Annotated in this window: 18 protein-coding genes and 2 rRNA genes (1 of these 20 running past the window's edge); 14 read left to right on the forward strand and 6 right to left on the reverse strand. The window is 59.7% G+C overall.

Annotated elements, in window-relative coordinates:
- The 5 genes from DARO_RS05870 to dbpA all read left to right on the forward strand — a co-directional run.
- A 23S ribosomal RNA gene (locus tag DARO_RS05870) occupies window positions 1-121 on the forward strand (it extends 2,761 nt beyond the left edge of the window).
- Window positions 122-219: 98 nt separating this feature from the next.
- Window positions 220-333: ribosomal RNA gene (rrf, locus tag DARO_RS05875) — 5S ribosomal RNA — on the forward strand.
- Window positions 334-478: 145 nt separating this feature from the next.
- On the forward strand, window positions 479-2,389 hold the full coding sequence (gene htpG, locus DARO_RS05880) for a molecular chaperone HtpG (RefSeq protein ID WP_011286892.1): 1,911 nt from the start codon (window positions 479-481) through the stop codon (window positions 2,387-2,389).
- 243 nt (window positions 2,390-2,632) lie between these two features.
- Window positions 2,633-3,121, forward strand: coding sequence for a hypothetical protein (locus DARO_RS05885; protein ID WP_011286893.1), 489 nt, complete (start codon window positions 2,633-2,635; stop codon window positions 3,119-3,121).
- A 7-nt stretch (window positions 3,122-3,128) separates the two neighbouring features.
- Window positions 3,129-4,529 carry an ATP-dependent RNA helicase DbpA gene (gene dbpA / locus DARO_RS05890; protein WP_011286894.1) on the forward strand — a complete coding sequence of 467 codons (1,401 nt, stop codon included), beginning with the start codon at window positions 3,129-3,131 and terminating at the stop codon, window positions 4,527-4,529.
- A gap of 66 nt (window positions 4,530-4,595) precedes the next feature.
- Here the strand turns inward: dbpA and DARO_RS05895 are convergent, their stop codons facing one another.
- Genes DARO_RS05895 through DARO_RS05915 form a run of 5 tightly spaced genes read right to left on the reverse strand, consistent with a single transcriptional unit; the run spans window position 4,596 to window position 8,309 of the window.
- Window positions 4,596-5,936 (reverse strand): ABC1 kinase family protein, encoded by a 1,341-nt coding sequence (locus DARO_RS05895; RefSeq protein WP_011286895.1) that lies wholly within the window; start codon window positions 5,934-5,936, stop codon window positions 4,596-4,598.
- The gene (locus DARO_RS05900) at window positions 5,926-6,273 is read right to left on the reverse strand and encodes a hypothetical protein (protein WP_011286896.1); all 348 of its coding nucleotides are present in this window, start codon (window positions 6,271-6,273) and stop codon (window positions 5,926-5,928) included. Before DARO_RS05900 ends, DARO_RS05895 begins: the two co-directional genes overlap by 11 nt.
- Window positions 6,274-6,287: 14 nt before the next feature.
- A complete protein-coding gene (locus DARO_RS05905) occupies window positions 6,288-6,833 on the reverse strand; it encodes a YkgJ family cysteine cluster protein (RefSeq protein ID WP_011286897.1) in 546 nt (181 codons plus the stop codon).
- A gap of 6 nt (window positions 6,834-6,839) precedes the next feature.
- Window positions 6,840-7,712, reverse strand: a complete 873-nt coding sequence (locus DARO_RS05910; RefSeq protein WP_011286898.1) for a hypothetical protein — start codon at window positions 7,710-7,712, stop codon at window positions 6,840-6,842.
- A 54-nt stretch (window positions 7,713-7,766) separates the two neighbouring features.
- Window positions 7,767-8,309, reverse strand: coding sequence for a YgjP-like metallopeptidase domain-containing protein (locus DARO_RS05915; RefSeq protein WP_011286899.1), 543 nt, complete (start codon window positions 8,307-8,309; stop codon window positions 7,767-7,769).
- A 154-nt stretch (window positions 8,310-8,463) separates the two neighbouring features.
- Between DARO_RS05915 and DARO_RS05920 the strand changes: the two genes are divergently transcribed.
- A complete protein-coding gene (locus DARO_RS05920) occupies window positions 8,464-9,630 on the forward strand; it encodes an MFS transporter (protein ID WP_011286900.1) in 1,167 nt (388 codons plus the stop codon).
- A 7-nt stretch (window positions 9,631-9,637) separates the two neighbouring features.
- Here DARO_RS05920 and DARO_RS05925 read toward each other — a convergent pair whose 3' ends face one another.
- Window positions 9,638-10,558 (reverse strand): LysR family transcriptional regulator, encoded by a 921-nt coding sequence (locus DARO_RS05925; protein WP_011286901.1) that lies wholly within the window; start codon window positions 10,556-10,558, stop codon window positions 9,638-9,640.
- Between the two features lie 101 nt (window positions 10,559-10,659).
- Between DARO_RS05925 and DARO_RS05930 the strand changes: the two genes are divergently transcribed.
- From DARO_RS05930 to DARO_RS05965, 8 genes are all read left to right on the forward strand, one after another.
- On the forward strand, window positions 10,660-11,412 hold the full coding sequence (locus DARO_RS05930; RefSeq protein ID WP_011286902.1) for a sulfite exporter TauE/SafE family protein: 753 nt from the start codon (window positions 10,660-10,662) through the stop codon (window positions 11,410-11,412).
- Between the two features lie 40 nt (window positions 11,413-11,452).
- Window positions 11,453-11,665, forward strand: coding sequence for a DUF3820 family protein (locus tag DARO_RS05935; RefSeq protein ID WP_011286903.1), 213 nt, complete (start codon window positions 11,453-11,455; stop codon window positions 11,663-11,665).
- A gap of 324 nt (window positions 11,666-11,989) precedes the next feature.
- Complete coding sequence (locus tag DARO_RS05940) at window positions 11,990-12,355, forward strand: response regulator (RefSeq protein WP_011286904.1); 366 nt, start codon at window positions 11,990-11,992, stop codon at window positions 12,353-12,355.
- A gap of 4 nt (window positions 12,356-12,359) precedes the next feature.
- Window positions 12,360-13,616: a methyl-accepting chemotaxis protein gene (locus DARO_RS05945; RefSeq protein WP_011286905.1), complete on the forward strand. Its 1,257-nt coding sequence runs from the start codon at window positions 12,360-12,362 to the stop codon at window positions 13,614-13,616.
- Between the two features lie 11 nt (window positions 13,617-13,627).
- Window positions 13,628-13,933: an STAS domain-containing protein gene (locus DARO_RS05950; protein WP_011286906.1), complete on the forward strand. Its 306-nt coding sequence runs from the start codon at window positions 13,628-13,630 to the stop codon at window positions 13,931-13,933.
- 17 nt (window positions 13,934-13,950) lie between these two features.
- Window positions 13,951-16,176 carry a chemotaxis protein CheA gene (locus DARO_RS05955; protein WP_011286907.1) on the forward strand — a complete coding sequence of 742 codons (2,226 nt, stop codon included), beginning with the start codon at window positions 13,951-13,953 and terminating at the stop codon, window positions 16,174-16,176.
- A 29-nt stretch (window positions 16,177-16,205) separates the two neighbouring features.
- Complete coding sequence (locus DARO_RS05960; RefSeq protein ID WP_011286908.1) at window positions 16,206-17,831, forward strand: methyl-accepting chemotaxis protein; 1,626 nt, start codon at window positions 16,206-16,208, stop codon at window positions 17,829-17,831.
- Window positions 17,832-17,840: 9 nt separating this feature from the next.
- Window positions 17,841-18,395, forward strand: coding sequence for a chemotaxis protein CheW (locus tag DARO_RS05965; protein WP_011286909.1), 555 nt, complete (start codon window positions 17,841-17,843; stop codon window positions 18,393-18,395).
- Window positions 18,396-18,417: the final 22 nt, after the last annotated feature.

Below are 18,417 nucleotides of genomic sequence, written 5' to 3' on the forward strand. Positions count from 1 at the left end.
ATTTCCCGGAGTCTTGAACTCCTTGAAGGGTCGTCGAAGACCACGACGTTGATAGGTCAGGTGTGGAAGCGCAGTAATGCGTTAAGCTAACTGATACTAATTGCCCGTACGGCTTGATCCTATAACCTTGTAATCTGCAGCAACTCATACGCAGTCACAACAAACAACCTTCCCCATTTTGCGCTTCCCGTCCCCAGGACGTGAGGCATACAAGTTACGTCTGGCGTCAATAGCCTGCTGGTACCACCCCTTCCCTTCCCGAACAGGACCGTGAAACAGCATCGCGCCAATGATAGTGAGCTTACCGCTCGCGAAAGTAGGTCAACGCCAGACTCCCCATTCAAACCCCCGTTAGCATAAGCTAACGGGGGTTTGTCGTTTACGCACCGAAATAGCACCCTCTTCTTCCTCTTGAATTCGGCTGTTCTGCCCCCAACTCTCAACCCACGTTCTTAATGTTTCATTGGGAGTTTCAAGCATGTCCGAGTCTGCAACCGCGAATGCGAATCGCGAAACCCTGGGTTTCCAGGCTGAAGTAAAGCAACTGCTGCAATTGATGATCCACTCCTTGTACAGCAACAAGGAGATTTTCCTGCGTGAACTGGTTTCCAACGCGTCCGATGCCTGCGACAAGCTGCGTTTCGAGGCGCTGAACAATAGCGCGCTCTATGGCGATGATTCCGAATTGAAGATTCGCATTGCCTTCGACAAAGACGCTCGTACGATCACCATTTCCGACAACGGCATTGGCTTGTCGCGTGATGAGGCGGTTGAGCATCTCGGCACCATCGCGAAGTCCGGTACCAAGGAGTTTTTCTCGGCACTGACCGGTGATCAGGCCAAGGATGCCCACCTGATCGGGCAGTTCGGCGTCGGCTTCTACTCATCATTCATCATTGCCGACAAGGTCACGGTGGTTTCCCGCCGCGCTGGTGTCGAGGCCAATCAGGCCGTTTGCTGGGAATCCGGTGGCGAGGGGGATTACACCGTCGAAATGGTCGAGAAGGCCACGCGTGGTACTGATGTCACCTTGCATCTGCGCGAAGGCGAGGATGAATTCCTCGGTGGCTGGAAGCTGAAATCGATCATTCGCAAGTACTCCGATCACATCACCTTGCCTATCGTGATGAAAAAGGAGGACTGGAAGGACGGCGAGCAGGTGATGACCGAGGAAGACGAGACCGTCAACCAGGCCAATGCGCTGTGGGTTCGCTCGAAGTCCGACATTACCGAGGAGCAGTACAAGGAGTTCTACAAGCACGTCGCACACGACTTCGAGGATCCGCTGGCGTGGACGCATGCCCGTGTCGAAGGCAAGCAGGAATACACGCAGTTGCTCTACATTCCGGCTCGTGCGCCGTTTGACCTGTGGGACCGCAATGCCCGTCACGGCATCAAGCTCTATGTGCGCCGCGTCTTCATCATGGACGATGCCGAACAACTAATGCCGCTCTACATGCGTTTCGTGCGCGGGGTGGTCGATTCGTCCGATCTGCCGCTCAACGTCTCTCGTGAAATCCTGCAGCAGAGCAAGGATATCGACGGCATCCGCAGCGGTTGTACGCGCAAGGTGCTGGGCATGCTGGAAGACCTGGCCGAGAACGACAAGGAGAAATACGCCAAGTTCTGGGAAGCCTTTGGCTCTGTGCTCAAGGAAGGTGTTGGCGAGGATCATGCCAACAAGGAAAAGATCGCCGGCCTGATCCGTTTCTCCTCAACGCACAACGATACGGCGGAGCAAAATGTTTCGTTGGCTGACTACATCGGCCGCATGAAGGAAGGCCAGGAGAAGATTTACTTCGTCACCGCCGACACCTTCAATGCTGCCAAGAATAGTCCGCATCTTGAGATCTTCCGCAAGAAGGGTATCGAAGTGCTGCTGCTGTCTGATCGTGTCGACGAGTGGGTGGTTGGGCACCTGACCGAGTTCGACGGCAAGCACCTGCAATCGGTCGCCAAGGGCGGTCTTGATCTGGGCAAGCTGGAAGATGAAGCCGAGAAGCAGGAAGCCGAAAAGGCTGCTGATGACTACAAGGAACTGCTCGAGAAGGTGAAAACCTCGCTCGGCGACAAGGTCAAGGATGTTCGCGTAACTTATCGCCTGACCGATTCGCCGTCCTGCCTGGTGTCTGACGAGCATGACCCGTCCGGCAATCTGGCCCGCCTGATGAAGGCGGCTGGTCAGCCAATGCCGAACTCGAAGCCTATCCTCGAAATCAACCCGCAGCACCCGGCGGTGATGCGCTTGAAGTACGAGGAAAGCCGTTTCGACGACTGGGCGGCGCTGCTGTTCGAACAGGCAACCCTGGCGGAAGGTGGCCAACTCGACGATCCGGCTGGCTTCGTGAAGCGCATCAACGATCTGATGATGGCGCTGTCAGCGAAGTAACTGTCGAATCTTGGGCAATGAAGATGGGGCCGCCTTTGGGTGGCCCTTTTTTACGAGTGGAAATTGGCATGAATTTCCGGTTGAACGTGGCACCGTTTGTCTGGTTTGGCGCCGCCTTGGGCGGCAAACCGGGTACACTATCGTCCTTGCGAGAAACTGATTTCAGGCTGGCGCTTTTTTTCCGGCCTTTGACCCGCTGAATCCCCGCCGTTTCTCATTCCCCAGATATTCAAAGGTACTCCGATGCATCCAGTCCACGACGTTGACTCCCTTCTTATCCTCGCCACGGCGCTTTCTTCCAAGCGGCGGCCGGGCGAACTGGTCGAGATCGTCGCCGCGGCTGATCTGCTGCAGAACAACATTCCCAACGAGGCGAAGCTGGTCGAGGCTTTCGACCGGCTGGCCAAGCATGGCCTGATCAAGGCAGAGGCGGGCGGTTTCGTGCTGACCGCTGCGGCGCAGGAAATCGTTACCGGTCTTCCGCGCAAGGCGGAAACTCCGGAGCGCCTGTTTGCCATCAAGGACCGCCTCTCGGCTTACAACGTCAAGGGCGAGCATGCTGGCGTTACTGTGGAACCAGCTGACGTGACAAAAGCCATTCTGGCTCATCGCGCTTCGGAAAAGACGACCGCCAAGAACCTGCTGGTGCCCAAGCCGAAGCCGGAGGCCGAAGTTCATAAGCCGGGCCAACGCCAACGCAAGCCGATGCCGGCGCGCAAGCGCAAGGATTAAATCGGGCATGAGCGAAGACACCACCGCAGGCCAAAGTTTTGACACGCTACCGCTGTCGCCGGCCATGCTGGCCAATCTGGCGCAGCTTGAATACTTGAGCATGACGCCTATCCAGGCGGCCAGCCTGCCCCTGGCGCTGGCCGGCAATGATCTGATCGCCCAAGCCAAGACTGGTAGCGGCAAGACCGCCGCCTTTGGTCTTGCCTTGCTCAATCGCCTGAACACCAGTCGTTTCGCCGTGCAGGCCATGGTGCTGTGCCCGACCCGTGAACTGGCCGATCAGGTGACGCAGGAAATCCGGCGTCTGGCCCGTTTTGAAGAGAACATCAAGGTGTTGTCGCTGGTTGGTGGCTCAACGCTGCGCAATCAGGCGAACAGCCTGGAAAAAGGCGTCCACATAGTCGTTGGCACGCCAGGTCGCATCATGGACCACATGGAGCGCGGCTACCTGAAGCTCGACGAATTGAACACGCTGGTCCTTGACGAAGCCGACCGCATGCTCGACATGGGCTTCCATGATGACATTGCTTACGTCGCCAAGCGGTGCCCGGCGCAGCGCCAGACGCTGTTGTTCTCGGCGACCTATCCGGAAGGCATCGCCCTGCTGGCCAGGCAGTTTTTGCGTCAGCCCAAGGAAGTCAAACTCCTTGAGCTGCATGAGGAAACCAAGATTCGCCAGCGCTTTTACGAGGTCAAGGACGACGAGCGCCTCGATGCCGTGGTGCGCCTGCTCAAGCATTACCGTCCGGTCAGCACGCTGGCGTTCTGCAATACCAAGCAGCAGTGTCGTGATCTGGTCAATGTCCTGCGCCACGCCGGCATTCATGCGCTGACGCTGAATGGCGATCTGGAGCAACGCGAGCGCGATCAGGTGCTGATCCAGTTCGCCAACCGCAGTTGCTCGGTGCTGGTGGCGACCGACGTTGCGGCGCGCGGCCTGGATATCGATCAGCTTGAAGCGGTGATCAATGTTGATGTGACACCCGATCCGGAAATCCACATCCACCGTATCGGCCGGACCGGCCGTGGTGATGAAGAGGGCTGGGCGTTGAGTCTGTGCAGTTCCGGCGACCGCCGCCGGGTGGCGACGATCGCCGAGATGATGAAGTGCAAGCTCGACGTGCTTGATCTGAAAACCGTGGAAGTCACCGACGATTCGCCGCTGGTGCCGCCGATGTCGACATTGCTGATGCTCGGCGGGCGCAAGGACAAGATTCGTCCCGGCGACGTGATGGGCGCGCTGGCTGGCGAGGCTGGCCTGACCCGCGAGCAGGTCGGCAAGATCACGGTAACTGACCAGAGCACCTATGTGGCCGTAGCGCGTGCTGTGGCCAAGGAGACGGTGCGCAAGCTGTCGGCCGGCAAGGTCAAGGGCAAGACGGTCAAGGTTCGCATCCTGACCAATTGAGCGCTGGCTGAGTCAGGCCGGTGTGATTCAGATCTTCGTTCTCACGGGGGGGATCCGCGCCGCCAGCTAGCCGGCCAGCAAGTGGCGGGCAGCGATTTCATGCAAGTTCGCCCGCGCCTTGAGCCTTGCTGCCAGCAGATACAGGCCGCCCAGCTTGCGATGCAGAAAGAGCGCATCCGCCGGTGGGGTGTGCCAGAAATCCCGATCCATGCCGAGTACCATGCTCGCGTCACGAATTCGCAGCGCCAGATCGGAACTGCCGAAATCGTATTCTCCTGCCTGTCGCAGCGGCTCGCAGGCCAGCGCGAAAATATCCAGCACAGCCTGGCGCTGCCCCTCCTTAATATCGCTCTGAAAATAGCCGATCGCCTGGGCCGCCTGGTTCATCGCCGAACGATCATCGGCAATGGCGCTGAGCATCAGGTGGCGATAGCTGTCGATCATGGCCGCGGGGTACACCCGGGTAGCGCCGAAGTCGAGCAGCATGAGCTGCTGTGACGCGGCGGCGTATCGGTAATTGGCGAAGTTCGGGTCAGTCTGGATTAGCCGGAATTCGAAAATCTCGCGAAACAGCAGCCTGAATAACTGGCTGATGATGCGGTCCCGCTCCGCCTGCGGGGCATGGCTCAGGGACTCGACGGCCACGCCATCCAGGCGGGTCATCGCCAGGATGTTTTCCGTGGTCAGATCGTCGTGCATTTCCGGCACCATGAACTCGTCGGCATCGGCCAGCAGGCCGGCAAACTGCATCATGCAGGCGCCCTCTCGACGGTAATCGGCTTCGTCATGCAATTGCTTTTTGGCTTCTTCCAGTAGTGGTTTGACGTCCAGCGTTTTGGGCAGCAGGCCGGAAACACGGAGCAGGGTGGCCACATTGTCGACATCGCTGTCGATGCTCTGGCGAACGCCGGGGTACTGGATCTTGATCGCCAAGTGGCGGCCATCTTTCCTTTGCCCGAAATGCACCTGGCCGATCGAGGCTGCTGCCATCGGGGTGAAGGAGAAACGCTCGAAATGGCGATCCCAGCCTTCGCCCCAGTTGGTATTGAGCACCTTGACCACCTGGCTCATCGGCATCGGGATGGCGTCGGCGCGCAGTCGGGCAAGAATGTCGGCCAGTTCGGGCGGCAGCAGTTCGCCGGCATCCATCGATAGCAGCTGCCCCACTTTCATGGCCGCACCGCGTAGTTGCGCCAGTTGATCGGCCACCCGGCGGGCATTGGCCGGCGTCAGCAGTAGTTGCTGGATTTTTGGCCGCTTGCCTTGTGCAAACTGGCGGGCGCCCTCGGCCAGCATATTGCCGGCCACGCCGCCGGCCAATGAGCCCAGACGGGCCAGGCGCGACCAGCGTCCGTGGGGAACCGGGGCGGAATTTTCCTCCGGGGTTCCCTGAGAATCATCGGACATGACGATCCCGTTCCGGCCTGGGTTCCAGACTTTCGTCCTCATCGAGCGGGTAGGCATCGGCGACGTAGGCCGGGCCTTTCATCAGCATGATGATGAAGGCGGCAATCGCCACCGTCACGACAACTGTCCCGTGCAGGATGACCAGGCTGATGACGTAGATGTCGGTCGTCATGATCGCCTGCGTATTCTCTGGGGCGGCGATTAGTCGGGCCAGCAGAGAAGGGATCGCCAGCAGCAAGCTACCGTAGAAAAACACCTTGGGAATCATTCGGAGAACAAGCCGTTCCTTCCCGTCCGGTGTGCGGGTAAAGCCTGGCAAGCGCTTGAACATGTTCATGATGGAATCTCCGGTTACTTCCCGTCGTTAAACACAAACGTCGTCGCTTGCCCGGCGGCGTCGCCGGTTGCTTGCCAGTCTGCAAACCACTCCGTCAGCGCCCGGCTTTCGCCCAGACCGGCCAGCCGGCGGTCGATGGCATCGTGATTGCCCCAGACCACGTCCGGCAGGGCGCCAGCAGCCACCTCTTTTTCGATGTCGCGGCAAAACAGCCCAAGGTCGCGCTGCATGTAAAAACCATAGGTGCGGCAGGCGACCGGGCGGTGCAGATAGACCGGGCAGGCACCGCTACTGCGGTCGAGCAGCGGGCAGATGACGGGGCGGGCTGTTGAATTGGCCACGGCGGTGATCTCACGGCTGATCGCTTGCAGGTGATCCGGGGCCAACCCGGCCAGGCCTTCGCGCAGCAGGTCCCATTCGGCCGCGGTCAGTCGCGGCACCTCGGCCAGTCGTTTGCAGCAGCTATCGCAGCCTTTGCCGCAAAGCCAGTCGGCCTTGTTTTCCCGGATGCTGGCCACCCGGGCGTCGATATCGGCGTGCAGTTCGGTCAGTTGGCTCATCGTTTCTTATTTGATCGGTCGAGCGGCTTCAGCAGCTTTGGCTGAGAAGCTAGGCCCCGCAATGTCGGCTTCGCTCAGCCCGCGATTCACATCCAGCCCGATCAGTCGCCAGTCATGTACCGGCAGGCTCGGGATGGGTTTGCGCAGGCGCTCGTAAAAACGGGTTGGCCAAGTGACGCCGGCAATTTCCTTGTGGTCGAAGAAATCGACCTCGGCGATAGCGCCTTGCGTTGATTCCAGGCCCTCCATCGTGAAACGGACGCGGCGCAGCAGGTGGTTTTCGGTGTCGATGAACAGCTGGTAGCGGTCTTCCGCTGACTGGCCGTGGCCGGGACGACGCACGGCGACCAGCGTCGTGCACGGGCGGCCTTCAACGGTTTCGTCTTCGCCCACTTCCAGGCTCAGGTTACCGTCGAGGAAATAGAATGGCCCGGTCAGGAACATCCGGTAGCCGTCGGCGACCAGCGCGGCGGCTGCCAGCACCTCCCGGTCGGTGGTGGCTACATCGTTGTAGAAAACCTGCACATCGCCTGTTCGGCGGATGACCTGCTTGTTGCCCTTGGGGCCGAGGTGGCGCTGGGCGATGACCGGTCCGTCCTTGAAAATGATCCGTTCCTGTGACCCCTGGCGGAAATCGGCGTCGATCAGCGTTGGCTGAACCTTGCTGACCAGTCCGTACCACTCACCGGCATAGCCGACGCTGAGGTCGTCGATCTGGCGGAAGGCGGCCAGGCCATGCGCGTCAGCTGATTTCTGCAACAGCGCCCGAGCCACCGGCTGTTCGCCGCTACCGCTGGCTTGAGGAATGCCCGGCGACATACAGCCGCCGAGTAGCAGCAAAAAGGCAATTGGCAGCAATCTGATCAGGCTTGGATGCATGCTTTGCTACTCCGTTTGGTCGCAGAAGATTTGAGTTGTGGTTGACCGTGCATGTCAGCCAATTCCCCCGGAAGCCTCGGCCGCCCACAATGGCGGACCACCGGCTGCGAGAAGGCAAAGGTAGGCGCGAAGGTCGAACTCAAGCTGGAAATAATCCGCCTCCATGTACTGGCACAGTTGGTAGAACGCTTTGTCGTGCTCGGGTTCCTTGAGGTGGGCAATTTCATGAACGACGATCATGCGCAGGAACTCCGGTGGCATCTCGCGAAAGACGCTGGCAACGTGGATTTCGCGCTTGGTCTTGAGCTTTCCGCCCTGGACGCGGGAGATCCGGGTATGGATGCCGAGCGCTTTTTGCAGGGTCTGCAGCTTGCCGTCAAAGGCCACCTTGCTCGGCTGTGGTGCGTTGCGCAGATACGTGTTTTTGATCTCCTGAACGTAGTCGTACAGGGCCTTGTCGGTCCGTATCTGATGAACCTGCGGGTGTTTCTGGCGCAGCACTTTCCCGAGCTGATCCTGTTCAATCAGGCGCTGTACGGATTCCGTCAGGTGCGCGGGATAGCCGGCGAGATAGTTGGGTGTGGCAGGTTTGGTCATGCGCAGGGGAAGAGCTTCAGGAGCGCCGATTCTACCGGAGGCTTGTTCTTTCCATCGAGCTGCAGCCAACGGTCATGAAACGCCGCACTCCTTTTCTGGCGCTGATTCGAAAAACGGCGATAAGCTTGCGGCTATTCCGGTTCCCGACAGACCCATGCAAAACCCCGTCCTCGTCATCGTCATTGCCCAACTGTTCGGCACCTCGCTGTGGTTCTCGGCCAACAGCGCAGCCGACGATCTGATCCGCGCCTGGGGCATAGCGCCGGCCGACATCGGCACACTGACCAATGCCGTGCAACTCGGTTTCATCCTCGGTACGCTGACCTTCGCGGTGTCCGGGTTGGCCGACCGCTTCGCGGCGAGCCGAATCTTCGCCGTCTGCGCCGTGCTGGGCGCCCTGTGCAATGCCGCCTTTGCCCTGCTGGCCGATGGCATGGGCACGGCCATTCCCCTGCGCTTTGCGGTTGGTTTCTGTCTGGCTGGCGTCTACCCGCTGGGCATGAAACTGGTGGTGAGTTGGGTGCCCGAGCGGGCCGGTGCCGCGCTGGCCCAACTGGTCGGCATGCTCACCTTGGGGACGGCCTTGCCGCATGGCATCCGGCTGGCCGGGGCAGGGTGGTCGTGGCAGGCGACTATCCTCATCTCCTCCGGGCTGGCGCTGGTCGCTGCCGCTATGATTTCATGGCTCGGTGACGGCCCCCATCTGAAGCGTCGGCATGGCGCACCGCCCCTGCGGCTTGGCCGGGTGTTCTATGCCTTCTCGGTGCGCGAATTCCGGGCCTCGGCACTGGGCTATTTCGGCCACCAGTGGGAGTTGTATGCCTTCTGGACCCTGACGCCGGCGTTGGTCATCCTGAGTGGATTGGCAGAGTCAGGGAGCCGTGAGCTTTCCGGGCTGGCCTTTGCCATCATCGGCATCGGCGCCATCGGTTGCCTGTTCGGTGGCTGGTGGAGCCAGCGTATCGGCAGTGCCCGCGTGGCAGCAACAGCATTGGCTGTTTCGGCCTTCTGCTGTGCCTTGTTCCCGTTGATTGGCGATTGGCCAGCCTGGGCAAGGATCGCCTTGTTGCTGCTCTGGGGCGCCAGCGTGGTGGCCGACTCACCGCATTTCTCGGCACTTTCGGCTCGCGCCTGTCCGCCGGAAATCGTTGGCAGCGCTCTGGCTTTCCAGAATTCGATCGGCTTTGCCATCACCATGGTGTCGATCCAGCTTGGTACCGCCTGGATTGGCGGTTGGGGGACGAGTATCGCGTGGCTCCTCTTGCCCGGGCCGCTGCTTGGTCTGCTCGGCCTCTATCCCCTGTGGCGGGCTTCCCGCTGACATCGGGTTACCAGGGCAATTCGGCCTCGCTGTCGGTGGCGCTGCGGTAGGCGGCGAAGCGCTCAGTCAGAAAATCGAGAAATACCCGCACCTTGGCCGACAGGTTCAGGCGCTGCGGGTAAAGCGCATAGATGTCGGCCGGGCTGCCCGACCATTCGGGCAGCACACGAACCAGGCGACCAGCCCGCAGGTCGGTGGCGGTGTCCCACAATGAGCGGAGCAGGATGCCATGGCCGTCGAGTGCCCAATCGACGGCGACTTCACCGTGATTGCTGCTCAACTTGCCGCTGACCTTGATGTTCCGGCATTGCTTGCCCGAACACAGCGTCCACGTGCCAAAGGCACCGGTACCTTCGCGGATGACGATGCAGTCGTGGTTGACGAGTTCATCCAGCGTCAGCGGCTGGCCGCGTCTGGCCAGGTAAGCCGGCGAGGCAAACAGGTAACGCTGGTTGGAGGCAATCTGGCGGGCAACGACGCGAGCCTCCGGTGGCTCGCCGAAGCGGATGGCGATGTCGAATCCCTGCTCACCGGGCGTGACTGGCTGGTCGCTCAAAGTGAGCTGGATATCGACGGCAGGATGCTGGCGGACAAATTCCGAGACAGCCGGTGCCAGTTGCCGGCGACCGAAGCCGAAGGTGGCGTGGATGCGCAGCAGGCCGCGCGGTTCCGCCCGGGTCCGGTTAAGGGCCTGCTCCAGTGCCTCGATTTCGCCGAGGATGCGGCGGCTTTCGGCCAGATAAAGTTCGCCTTCCGGCGTCAGGCTCATCCGCCGTGTGGTGCGGGCCAGCAGGCGGACGCCAAGTCGTTGCTCAAGCTGGCTGAGGCGACGGCTGACCGCCGGGCCGGTCAGGCCAAGCTCGCGGGCGGCCTGGACCAGACTGCCTTGCTGAACGAGCAGACTGAAGAAAGCCAGTTCGGAACTCATGGTTTTATTGATGATTTAAATTAACGAATGGAGTTAATTTAGCGATATTTTTGCCTTTCAGCAAAGCAGTATCATGAGCCGATACTTTTTCGAGTCCGGTCATGATTCTTGCCCTGAGCCTTGTCTTGCCGTTACTGATCGGTGCTGCCCTGGGGCTGGCCGGCGGTATCTTCGGCATTGGTGGTGGCATCATCGCCATTCCGGTGATGACTGGGCTGTTCGGCATGGACCAGAAGCTGGCGCAAGGGACGGCGCTGGTCATGATGGTCCCGAACCTGAGCATTTCTCTGTGGCGTTACACCCAGCGCCAGCCGCTGCCGAAACTGCGTACTGCCTTGCTCGTGCTGAGTGCCGTGACGGCGACGACCTTGACGGCCCATTACGCCAGTGGGTTGGCCTCCAGCGAACTGCGTCGCTACTTCGGCGCCTTCCTCCTTTGGCTAGCGATCCACAGCCTGTGGTCCCTGCGCGCCGGGCGCTCGCGCTGGTCATTCTCGTTGCCGGAGCGGCTGATTCCACTGGTCGGGCTGGTCGGCGGCACCTGTCAGGGCCTGATCAGTATTGGTGGCGGCATGATCACGCCGCCCATTCTGGTTACCTTCTTCCGGCAGACCCAGGCGATGGCGCAAGGTTTCGCGATCGCCCTGGTCATGCCCAGTTCAATCGTCGCCCTGCTGACCTTTTCGAAGGTCGGACTGGTCGACTGGAAGATGGGCGTGCTGTTCGCACTGGGCGGCGCGCTGACCGTTTCCTACGGCGTGGGCATCGCCCATCGCCTACCGGAACGCCGCCTGCGCGTCGCTTTCGCGCTGATGTTGCTGGCCACCGCCTTGTGGATGATTTTCCACGGCTGAGTTTTGGCACAATGGCAGCTTCGCCTGAAACCCCTAGCCAATGAATCCCGAAGACTTGCAACGCCTGGTAACCGTGGCCATGCCTTTTGGCAAGCACAAGGGCACGCTGATCGCCGACTTGCCCGGCAATTACCTCAATTGGTTCGCCCGCGAGGGGTTTCCACCAGGCCAGATCGGCCGGCTGCTGGCCCTGATGCAGGAGATCGACCACAACGGCTTGTCCGATCTGCTCAAGCCGTTGCGCGGACGCTAGCAGAACAAGCCTTTCCACACTTGGTGCTCAAATCTATCGGCAGAGCACATCAAATGCCCTTCTCATGTTGATCGGAACGCCGATCGGCAAGTGAGAGAAAGGTGTATTCGCGCCGGCCCCCTCGTGATAACTTGCCTGGAACAGGGGCCTCACCGGCAGGTAGGGAGCTGATCAGTTTTCGGAAGCGGTCATTGTTTTTGGCTGGTTGATGCCAAGAAAATCCATCTTGTTTTATTGATGTGGGTCAACGCCGACTATATAAAAGCTATCCGAAGTGACTAAATCTAATTATCATTTAGTGCAAATATATCAAATTCTAAAGTCATGAAAACAATTTTTCTCGTCGATGATTCGGCCACCATCCTCCTCAGTATTTCCAATATTCTCGCCAAGGCAGGCTATGCCACCGAGAAGGCTGCGAGCGCCGAAGAGGCAATACGCAAATTGCAATCCGGCATCAAGATCGACCTCCTGATCACCGATCTCAATATGCCAGGGATGAACGGGATCGATCTGATCAAGGAGGTTCGCAAGATGCCTGCGTACAAGTTCGTGCCCATCCTGTTCCTGACCACCGAGTCCCAGCAGTCCCGCAAAATGGAAGCCAAGGCAGCTGGTGCCTCCGGCTGGATAGTCAAGCCGGCGACGGCCGATGAGTTGCTCAATACCATCAAGCTGGTTGTTCGCTGACACCATGGACTTCTCGAAACTTCTGCGCCGAGAGTTGATCGTTGCCGCCATGGTTGCGTTCGGCGCGGCAAGCGCCGTCTTCTTCTTTCACGATATTTTTCATCGCACCTTCGCGCCGGCGCCGGCTGCCGATGCTCTGGGAACACTGTTCATCGTCCTGGTCGCCTTCATCGGGCAGCGTATTGTTTCGAAAGCCTTTTTCCGGGATTACATGCTGGGTCTCAGCCATATGGCCGAGAAAGGCGAGAGCAAGCGCGACACCTTCCACAAGGTAGCCGAGGAGGTCTCCAGCGAACTGACACAGGTTCACGATTTCAACGAGGTGGTACGCGGCCAGCTGAAGCGGGTGATCGACGATACCGAGAAAGCCGCTTTCGACATTGTCGAACGTCTGCAAACGATTGATGGAGTGGTGACCAAGCTGGATCGTTTCGTCAATACGACCTCCGATGAAACAGCCCAGCTGGTGCACGACTCCGAGGCCCGAATTGCCCAGAATCAGAGCATCGTGACCAAGATGGAAGGCTACGTGCAACAACGCCTGCAGGAAGCCGATCAGGATCAGGTACGGGTCACGCAAGTTGTTCAGGAAGCTCGCTCGCTGGAATCACTGGTCCAGTTGATCAAGCATGTGGCCGGGCAGACCAACCTGCTGGCCCTCAATGCAGCCATCGAAGCGGCGCGGGCCGGCGAAGCGGGGCGTGGCTTCGCCGTCGTCGCCGACGAAGTACGCAAACTGTCGGGCGAGACCGAGGCCGCGGTCGTCAAGATCAGTCGGGGTATTTCGGGGGTTGCCGAAAACATCGAAACGCAATTCCAGGACAAGCTATCGAATGTGAACCTGGCCAAAGAGCGAGAACTGCTGGAATTCTTTTCCAGCCAGCTCAATGAACTGGGTCAAAGTTACGAGGAACTGATGCGCCACGAAGCCGACGTTCTCGTCCAGGTTCGGGAAAGCAGCACGCAACTGGCTGGCATGTTCATGGAAGCTCAGGCCAGCGTGCAGTTCCAGGACGTCAGCCGGCAACAGATCGAACACGCCGTGCAGGCACTGTCGCAACTCGACGAACACGCCGGATTGCTGGCCGAACGCCTGCGCGCCTATGAAGACCCCGCCTTTACCTACCAGCCGATCGCCCAGCATCTGGAAGCGCTGTACTCACGCTATGTCATGGAGAGCCAGCGTTCGACCCACCAGAGCACACTCAAACGCGAGACAGCAACCCCGGCCCCGGCCTCATCGCGGATCGAACTGTTCTAGGGAACGACACCATGTCATCCAGCCCACCGCTCGTTATCTCCGATGACCTCACCATCTACCACGCCCTTGAGCTGAAACCCGTGCTCCTCAATGCACTGGCTGCGACCAACGAACTGGAACTGAATCTGGCACAGGTGTCGGAAATGGATACCGCCGGCCTGCAACTGCTCATCCTGCTCAAGAAGGAAGCCCAGAAAACCGGTAAGTGCGTGCGTATCGTCGCTCACAGTCAAGCCGTCAGTTCCGTCATCGACTTCTGCAACATGGCCGCCGAATTCGGCGATCCGCTGGTTATCCCGGCACACGAAGCCCCCTGAGCAGCGGAGAAAACAGCATGGACGAAATCACCAGCGTCTTCATTCAGGAAAGTCGCGAACAGCTGGCCGACATGGAAGCCGGGCTGTTGCAGCTTGAGCAGAATCCGAACGACCACGACAACATCAACGGCATCTTTCGCGCCGCCCATACCATCAAGGGGGGCTCCGGCGTCATCGAATGCCATTTCATCGAAGCTTTCACGCATCGGGTCGAAAATCTGCTCGACGCACTGCGCAACAATGAACTGGCGGTCAGCCCGCCACTCGCCACGCTGCTGCTCGAATGCTGCGACCACATGGTCAGCCTGATCGAGGTGCTGGCTGCCGAAAGCGAGGCACCGGATGCCGAATGCCAGGCCCGCGGCGATGCGCTGACGGAGCGGCTCAAACATTTTCTGGATGGCAAAGGCGAAACCGCCGCGACGCCGGAAGCGTCCTCGCTGGCTGTGCACGACGCCACTGTTGAAGTCGAAAGCTCCGGTGGCGGTATCGTCCTGACCGACAGCTGGCACATCTCGGTCCGTTTTGGCGAAAACGTGCTGCGTGGCGGCATGGACCCACTTTCCTTCATCCGCTACCTGAGTACGCTGGGTGAAATTCTCGGCATAGAAACGATCAGCGAAGCCATGCCGGCAGCGGCCGAGATGGACCCCGAGTCCTGCTACATCGGCTTTGAAATCCAGTTGCAGACCCGCAGTTCGAAGGCCGACATCGAGCGTGTTTTCGATTTCGTGCGCGACGATTGCGACCTGCGCATCCTGCCGCCGAACAGCAAACTGTCCGAGTACATCAAGCACATTCAGGAGTTGCCGGAAGACACCATGCGGCTCGGCGAAATCCTGGTCCGCTGTGGCGCGCTGACCCAGGGCGAACTTGACCAAGGCCTGCTGAGTCAAAAGTTCTCAGCCGAGAATCTATCGCCGGACAATGCTAGCCCTGGCCACCAACTCGGCGAAATCCTCGTCGACCACAGGGTGGTGCTTAAGGAAATTGTCGATGCGGCCGTTGTCAAGCAGGCCCAGATCAATGACAAGAAAGCCAAGGAAGCCCGCCTGGTCCGTGTTCAGGCCGACAAGCTGGACCAGTTGATCGATCTGGTCGGCGAACTGGTCATTGCCGGAGCCTCGGCCAACCTGCTCGCCCAGAAAAGCAAGCAAGGTGATCTGGTCGAAGCCACCTCGGTGCTCTCGCGGCTTGTCGAAAACATCCGCGATTCGGCCCTGCAATTGCGCATGGTCCAGATCGGTGACACCTTCACCCGCTTCAACCGCGTCGTCCGTGACGTCTCGAAAGAACTCGGCAAGGAAATCGAACTGGTCATCAGCGGCGCCGAGACCGAACTCGACAAAACTGTGGTCGAAAAGATCGGCGACCCCTTGATGCATCTGGTCCGCAATTCGCTGGACCATGGCATAGAACCGACCGCCGTGCGCCTCGAACGCGGCAAGCCGGCCTGTGGCCGCGTCGCGCTCAATGCCTTTCACGACTCGGGTAGTATCGTCATCGAAATTTCCGACGATGGCGGCGGCCTGAATAAGGAAAAAATCACCGCCAAGGCCTTGGAACGTGGTGTCATCCAGCCCGGTGAAACGCTTTCGGACAGCGAAATCGTCAATCTCATCTTCGAACCGGGTTTCTCGACAGTAGACAAGGTATCCAACCTCTCTGGGCGCGGCGTCGGCATGGATGTCGTCCGTCGCAACATTCAGGCCCTGCGCGGCGCGGTCGATGTCGCCTCGGTCGACGGCCAAGGCGCCACCTTCACCATCCGCCTACCGCTGACGCTGGCCATCATCGACGGTTTCCTGGTCGGCGTTGGCAAGGCCGCCTACGTCATTCCGCTCGACACTGTGGTCGAGTGCATCGAACTCAAGAACCAGCTGACCGAGCGCAATTTCCTCAACCTGCGCGGCGAAGCGCTACCTTTCATCCGCTTGCGCGAGCTGTTTGAAGTGCCGGGTGAACCGCCGCCCCGCGAAAGCATTGTCGTCGTCCAGTTTGGCGGGCAACGCGCCGGCATCGTTGTCGACCAGCTGATGGGGGAATTCCAGACGGTCATCAAGCCACTCGGTGCCATGTTCCGGCATCTGCGTGGCATTGGCGGCTCGACCATCCTGGGCAGCGGCGAGGTCGCGCTGATTCTCGACGTGGCCGCCCTGGTCCATGCTGTCACACAGGCTGAGGCCCAAAAAATGCTGCCGGCCGTCCGCCCCCAGATTTCCCTATCCACCCCCGATATTTAATTCATCGCCGTACCGAGAAGAGGTAGATCATGTTCAAAAACCTAAAGATTGGCACCCGCCTTGGCCTGGGATTCGGGTTTGTCCTGATCCTGCTGACGGCCATTTCCGTCATTTCCTACACCCGCCTCGGCACGTTGAACGAGTCGATCAACGACATGGTCAGCGACAAATTCCCAAAAACCGTCATCGCCAATGACATTGTCAACAACATCAATCTCGTTGCCCGCGCCATACGCAACGCCGCACTGGTCAAACGCCCGGAAGATGTGAGCAAGGAACTGGACCGCGTCGCCGATGCGCGGAAAAAGATTACCGAAAGCTTTGCCAAACTCGAGAAGCTGATCCTCAGTGAGGAGGGGAAAAAAACTCTGGCCAAGGCTACCGAGGCCCGCAAGGCTTACCTCGGAGACCAGGAGGCTGCGCTAGAACTTCTGAAAGCGAGCAAGAAGGACGAGGCGGTTGATCTGCTCATTACCAAGGTTCGCAAGTCGCAAGCCGACTACATCGCCGCCGTAAATGAATTGATCGCCTTCCAGTCCGCCATGATGGAGAAGGAAGGCAAGAATGCCGCGGAAATGGTCAACAACGCCAAGCAATTGATCCTCGCCATGGCCATTGGTGCCATTTTGATTGCCGCTGGCTTTGCCTGGTGGGTGACGCGCAGTATCACCCGTCCGATCAATGAGGCGGTCAGGGCGGCTACGGCGCTGTCCGAAGGCGACCTGACCGTAAAACTGGAGTCGGATAGTCAGGACGAAATCGGCCACCTGATGGCCGCCATGCAGAACATGATCGGCAAGCTGACGCAGATCATCGGCGAAGTGCGCACCGCGGCCGACAACCTGACCAACGCCGCCGGCCAGGTCTCGGCCACCGCCCAGTCGCTGTCGCAGTCCTCCAGCGAGCAAGCGGCTTCGGTCGAGGAAACGACATCGTCCATGGAGCAGATGACTGCATCCATTTCGCAGAACACCGAAAACGCCAAGGTCACCGACGGCATGGCCTCGAAGGCCGCCGCCGAAGCCTCCGATGGCGGCGAGGCAGTCATGCAGACAGTGGAAGCGATGAAGAGCATTGCCGACAAAATTGGCATCATCGACGACATCGCCTACCAGACCAACCTGCTGGCTCTCAACGCTGCCATCGAAGCGGCCCGTGCCGGCGATCATGGCAAGGGCTTCGCGGTGGTCGCCGCCGAGGTTCGCAAGCTGGCCGAACGCTCGCAAGTCGCCGCTCAGGAAATCGGTGGCCTGGCGTCGTCGTCCGTCAAGCAGGCCGAACGGGCCGGCACGCTGCTGGTCGAGATGGTGCCGTCGATTCGCAAGACGTCCGATCTGGTTCAGGAAATTGCTGCCGCGTCGGCTGAGCAATCGTCCGGTGTGGCCCAGATCAATGGTGCCATGGGGCAGTTGAACCAGGCCACCCAGCAGAACGCGTCGGCTTCCGAAGAGCTCGCCGCAACTGCCGAGGAACTTGGTTCGCAGGCCGAGCAACTGCAGCAGACCATGACCTTCTTCCAACTCGATGATGGCCAGCGGCGTAGCGCCCAGAATTTCGCCCCGCCCAGCCGTAGTTCGGCAGGGGGCGCCAAACCGCGCGTCGCAACCCGGACGGCAGCGGTTCAGATCAACGAGGGTGACTTCGAGCGTTATTGAGGAGTCATCATGGGATCACTCGTGCAAGCCAACAAAAATGCTGCTGTTGCCACGGTAGCCGAGGCTCCAGCCCAGTATCTGACCTTTTCCCTGGGCGGCGAGATGTTCGGTCTCGGCATTCTTAACGTCAAGGAAATCATCGAGTACGGCAACCTGACTGAAATTCCGATGATGCCGACCTTCATTCGCGGCGTCATCAACCTGCGCGGCAGCGTCGTGCCGGTCATCGATCTGGCTGCCCGCTTCAACGGTCAGCCGACTGCGGTCGGGCGACGGACCTGCATCGTCATTGTCGAGGTGCCAGACGAAGATGCACGCCACGATATCGGGATCATTGTCGATGCGGTGTCCGAGGTGCTGGAAATTCCGGGCAGCGAAATCGAACCGCCACCGTCGTTTGGCGCCAAGATTCGAGCCGATTTCATTTTCGGCATGGGCAAGGTCAATGGCAAATTCGTCATCCTGCTCAACATCGACAACGTACTTTCCATCGAGGAAATTGCCATGCTGACGGCAGCCGATGGTGGGGCGGCCGATGCGGCTACCCCACCGGGAGCGCACTGACCAGGCCGCTATCGCCATAGCC

This window comes from Dechloromonas aromatica RCB (assembly GCF_000012425.1).

Coding starts and splice junctions, on each gene's coding strand:
- DARO_RS05960 (WP_011286908.1), top strand. CDS start 16,206: ATGTTCAAAAACCTAAAGATTGGCACCCGCCTTGGCCTGGGATTCGGG.
- htpG (WP_011286892.1), top strand. CDS start 479: ATGTCCGAGTCTGCAACCGCGAATGCGAATCGCGAAACCCTGGGTTTC.
- DARO_RS05930 (WP_011286902.1), top strand. CDS start 10,660: ATGATTCTTGCCCTGAGCCTTGTCTTGCCGTTACTGATCGGTGCTGCC.
- DARO_RS05920 (WP_011286900.1), top strand. CDS start 8,464: ATGCAAAACCCCGTCCTCGTCATCGTCATTGCCCAACTGTTCGGCACC.
- DARO_RS05910 (WP_011286898.1), bottom strand. CDS start 7,712: ATGCATCCAAGCCTGATCAGATTGCTGCCAATTGCCTTTTTGCTGCTA.
- DARO_RS05925 (WP_011286901.1), bottom strand. CDS start 10,558: ATGAGTTCCGAACTGGCTTTCTTCAGTCTGCTCGTTCAGCAAGGCAGT.
- DARO_RS05940 (WP_011286904.1), top strand. CDS start 11,990: ATGAAAACAATTTTTCTCGTCGATGATTCGGCCACCATCCTCCTCAGT.
- dbpA (WP_011286894.1), top strand. CDS start 3,129: ATGAGCGAAGACACCACCGCAGGCCAAAGTTTTGACACGCTACCGCTG.
- DARO_RS05885 (WP_011286893.1), top strand. CDS start 2,633: ATGCATCCAGTCCACGACGTTGACTCCCTTCTTATCCTCGCCACGGCG.
- DARO_RS05965 (WP_011286909.1), top strand. CDS start 17,841: ATGGGATCACTCGTGCAAGCCAACAAAAATGCTGCTGTTGCCACGGTA.
- DARO_RS05950 (WP_011286906.1), top strand. CDS start 13,628: ATGTCATCCAGCCCACCGCTCGTTATCTCCGATGACCTCACCATCTAC.
- DARO_RS05915 (WP_011286899.1), bottom strand. CDS start 8,309: ATGACCAAACCTGCCACACCCAACTATCTCGCCGGCTATCCCGCGCAC.
- DARO_RS05900 (WP_011286896.1), bottom strand. CDS start 6,273: ATGAACATGTTCAAGCGCTTGCCAGGCTTTACCCGCACACCGGACGGG.
- DARO_RS05955 (WP_011286907.1), top strand. CDS start 13,951: ATGGACGAAATCACCAGCGTCTTCATTCAGGAAAGTCGCGAACAGCTG.
- DARO_RS05935 (WP_011286903.1), top strand. CDS start 11,453: ATGAATCCCGAAGACTTGCAACGCCTGGTAACCGTGGCCATGCCTTTT.
- DARO_RS05905 (WP_011286897.1), bottom strand. CDS start 6,833: ATGAGCCAACTGACCGAACTGCACGCCGATATCGACGCCCGGGTGGCC.
- DARO_RS05945 (WP_011286905.1), top strand. CDS start 12,360: ATGGACTTCTCGAAACTTCTGCGCCGAGAGTTGATCGTTGCCGCCATG.
- DARO_RS05895 (WP_011286895.1), bottom strand. CDS start 5,936: ATGTCCGATGATTCTCAGGGAACCCCGGAGGAAAATTCCGCCCCGGTT.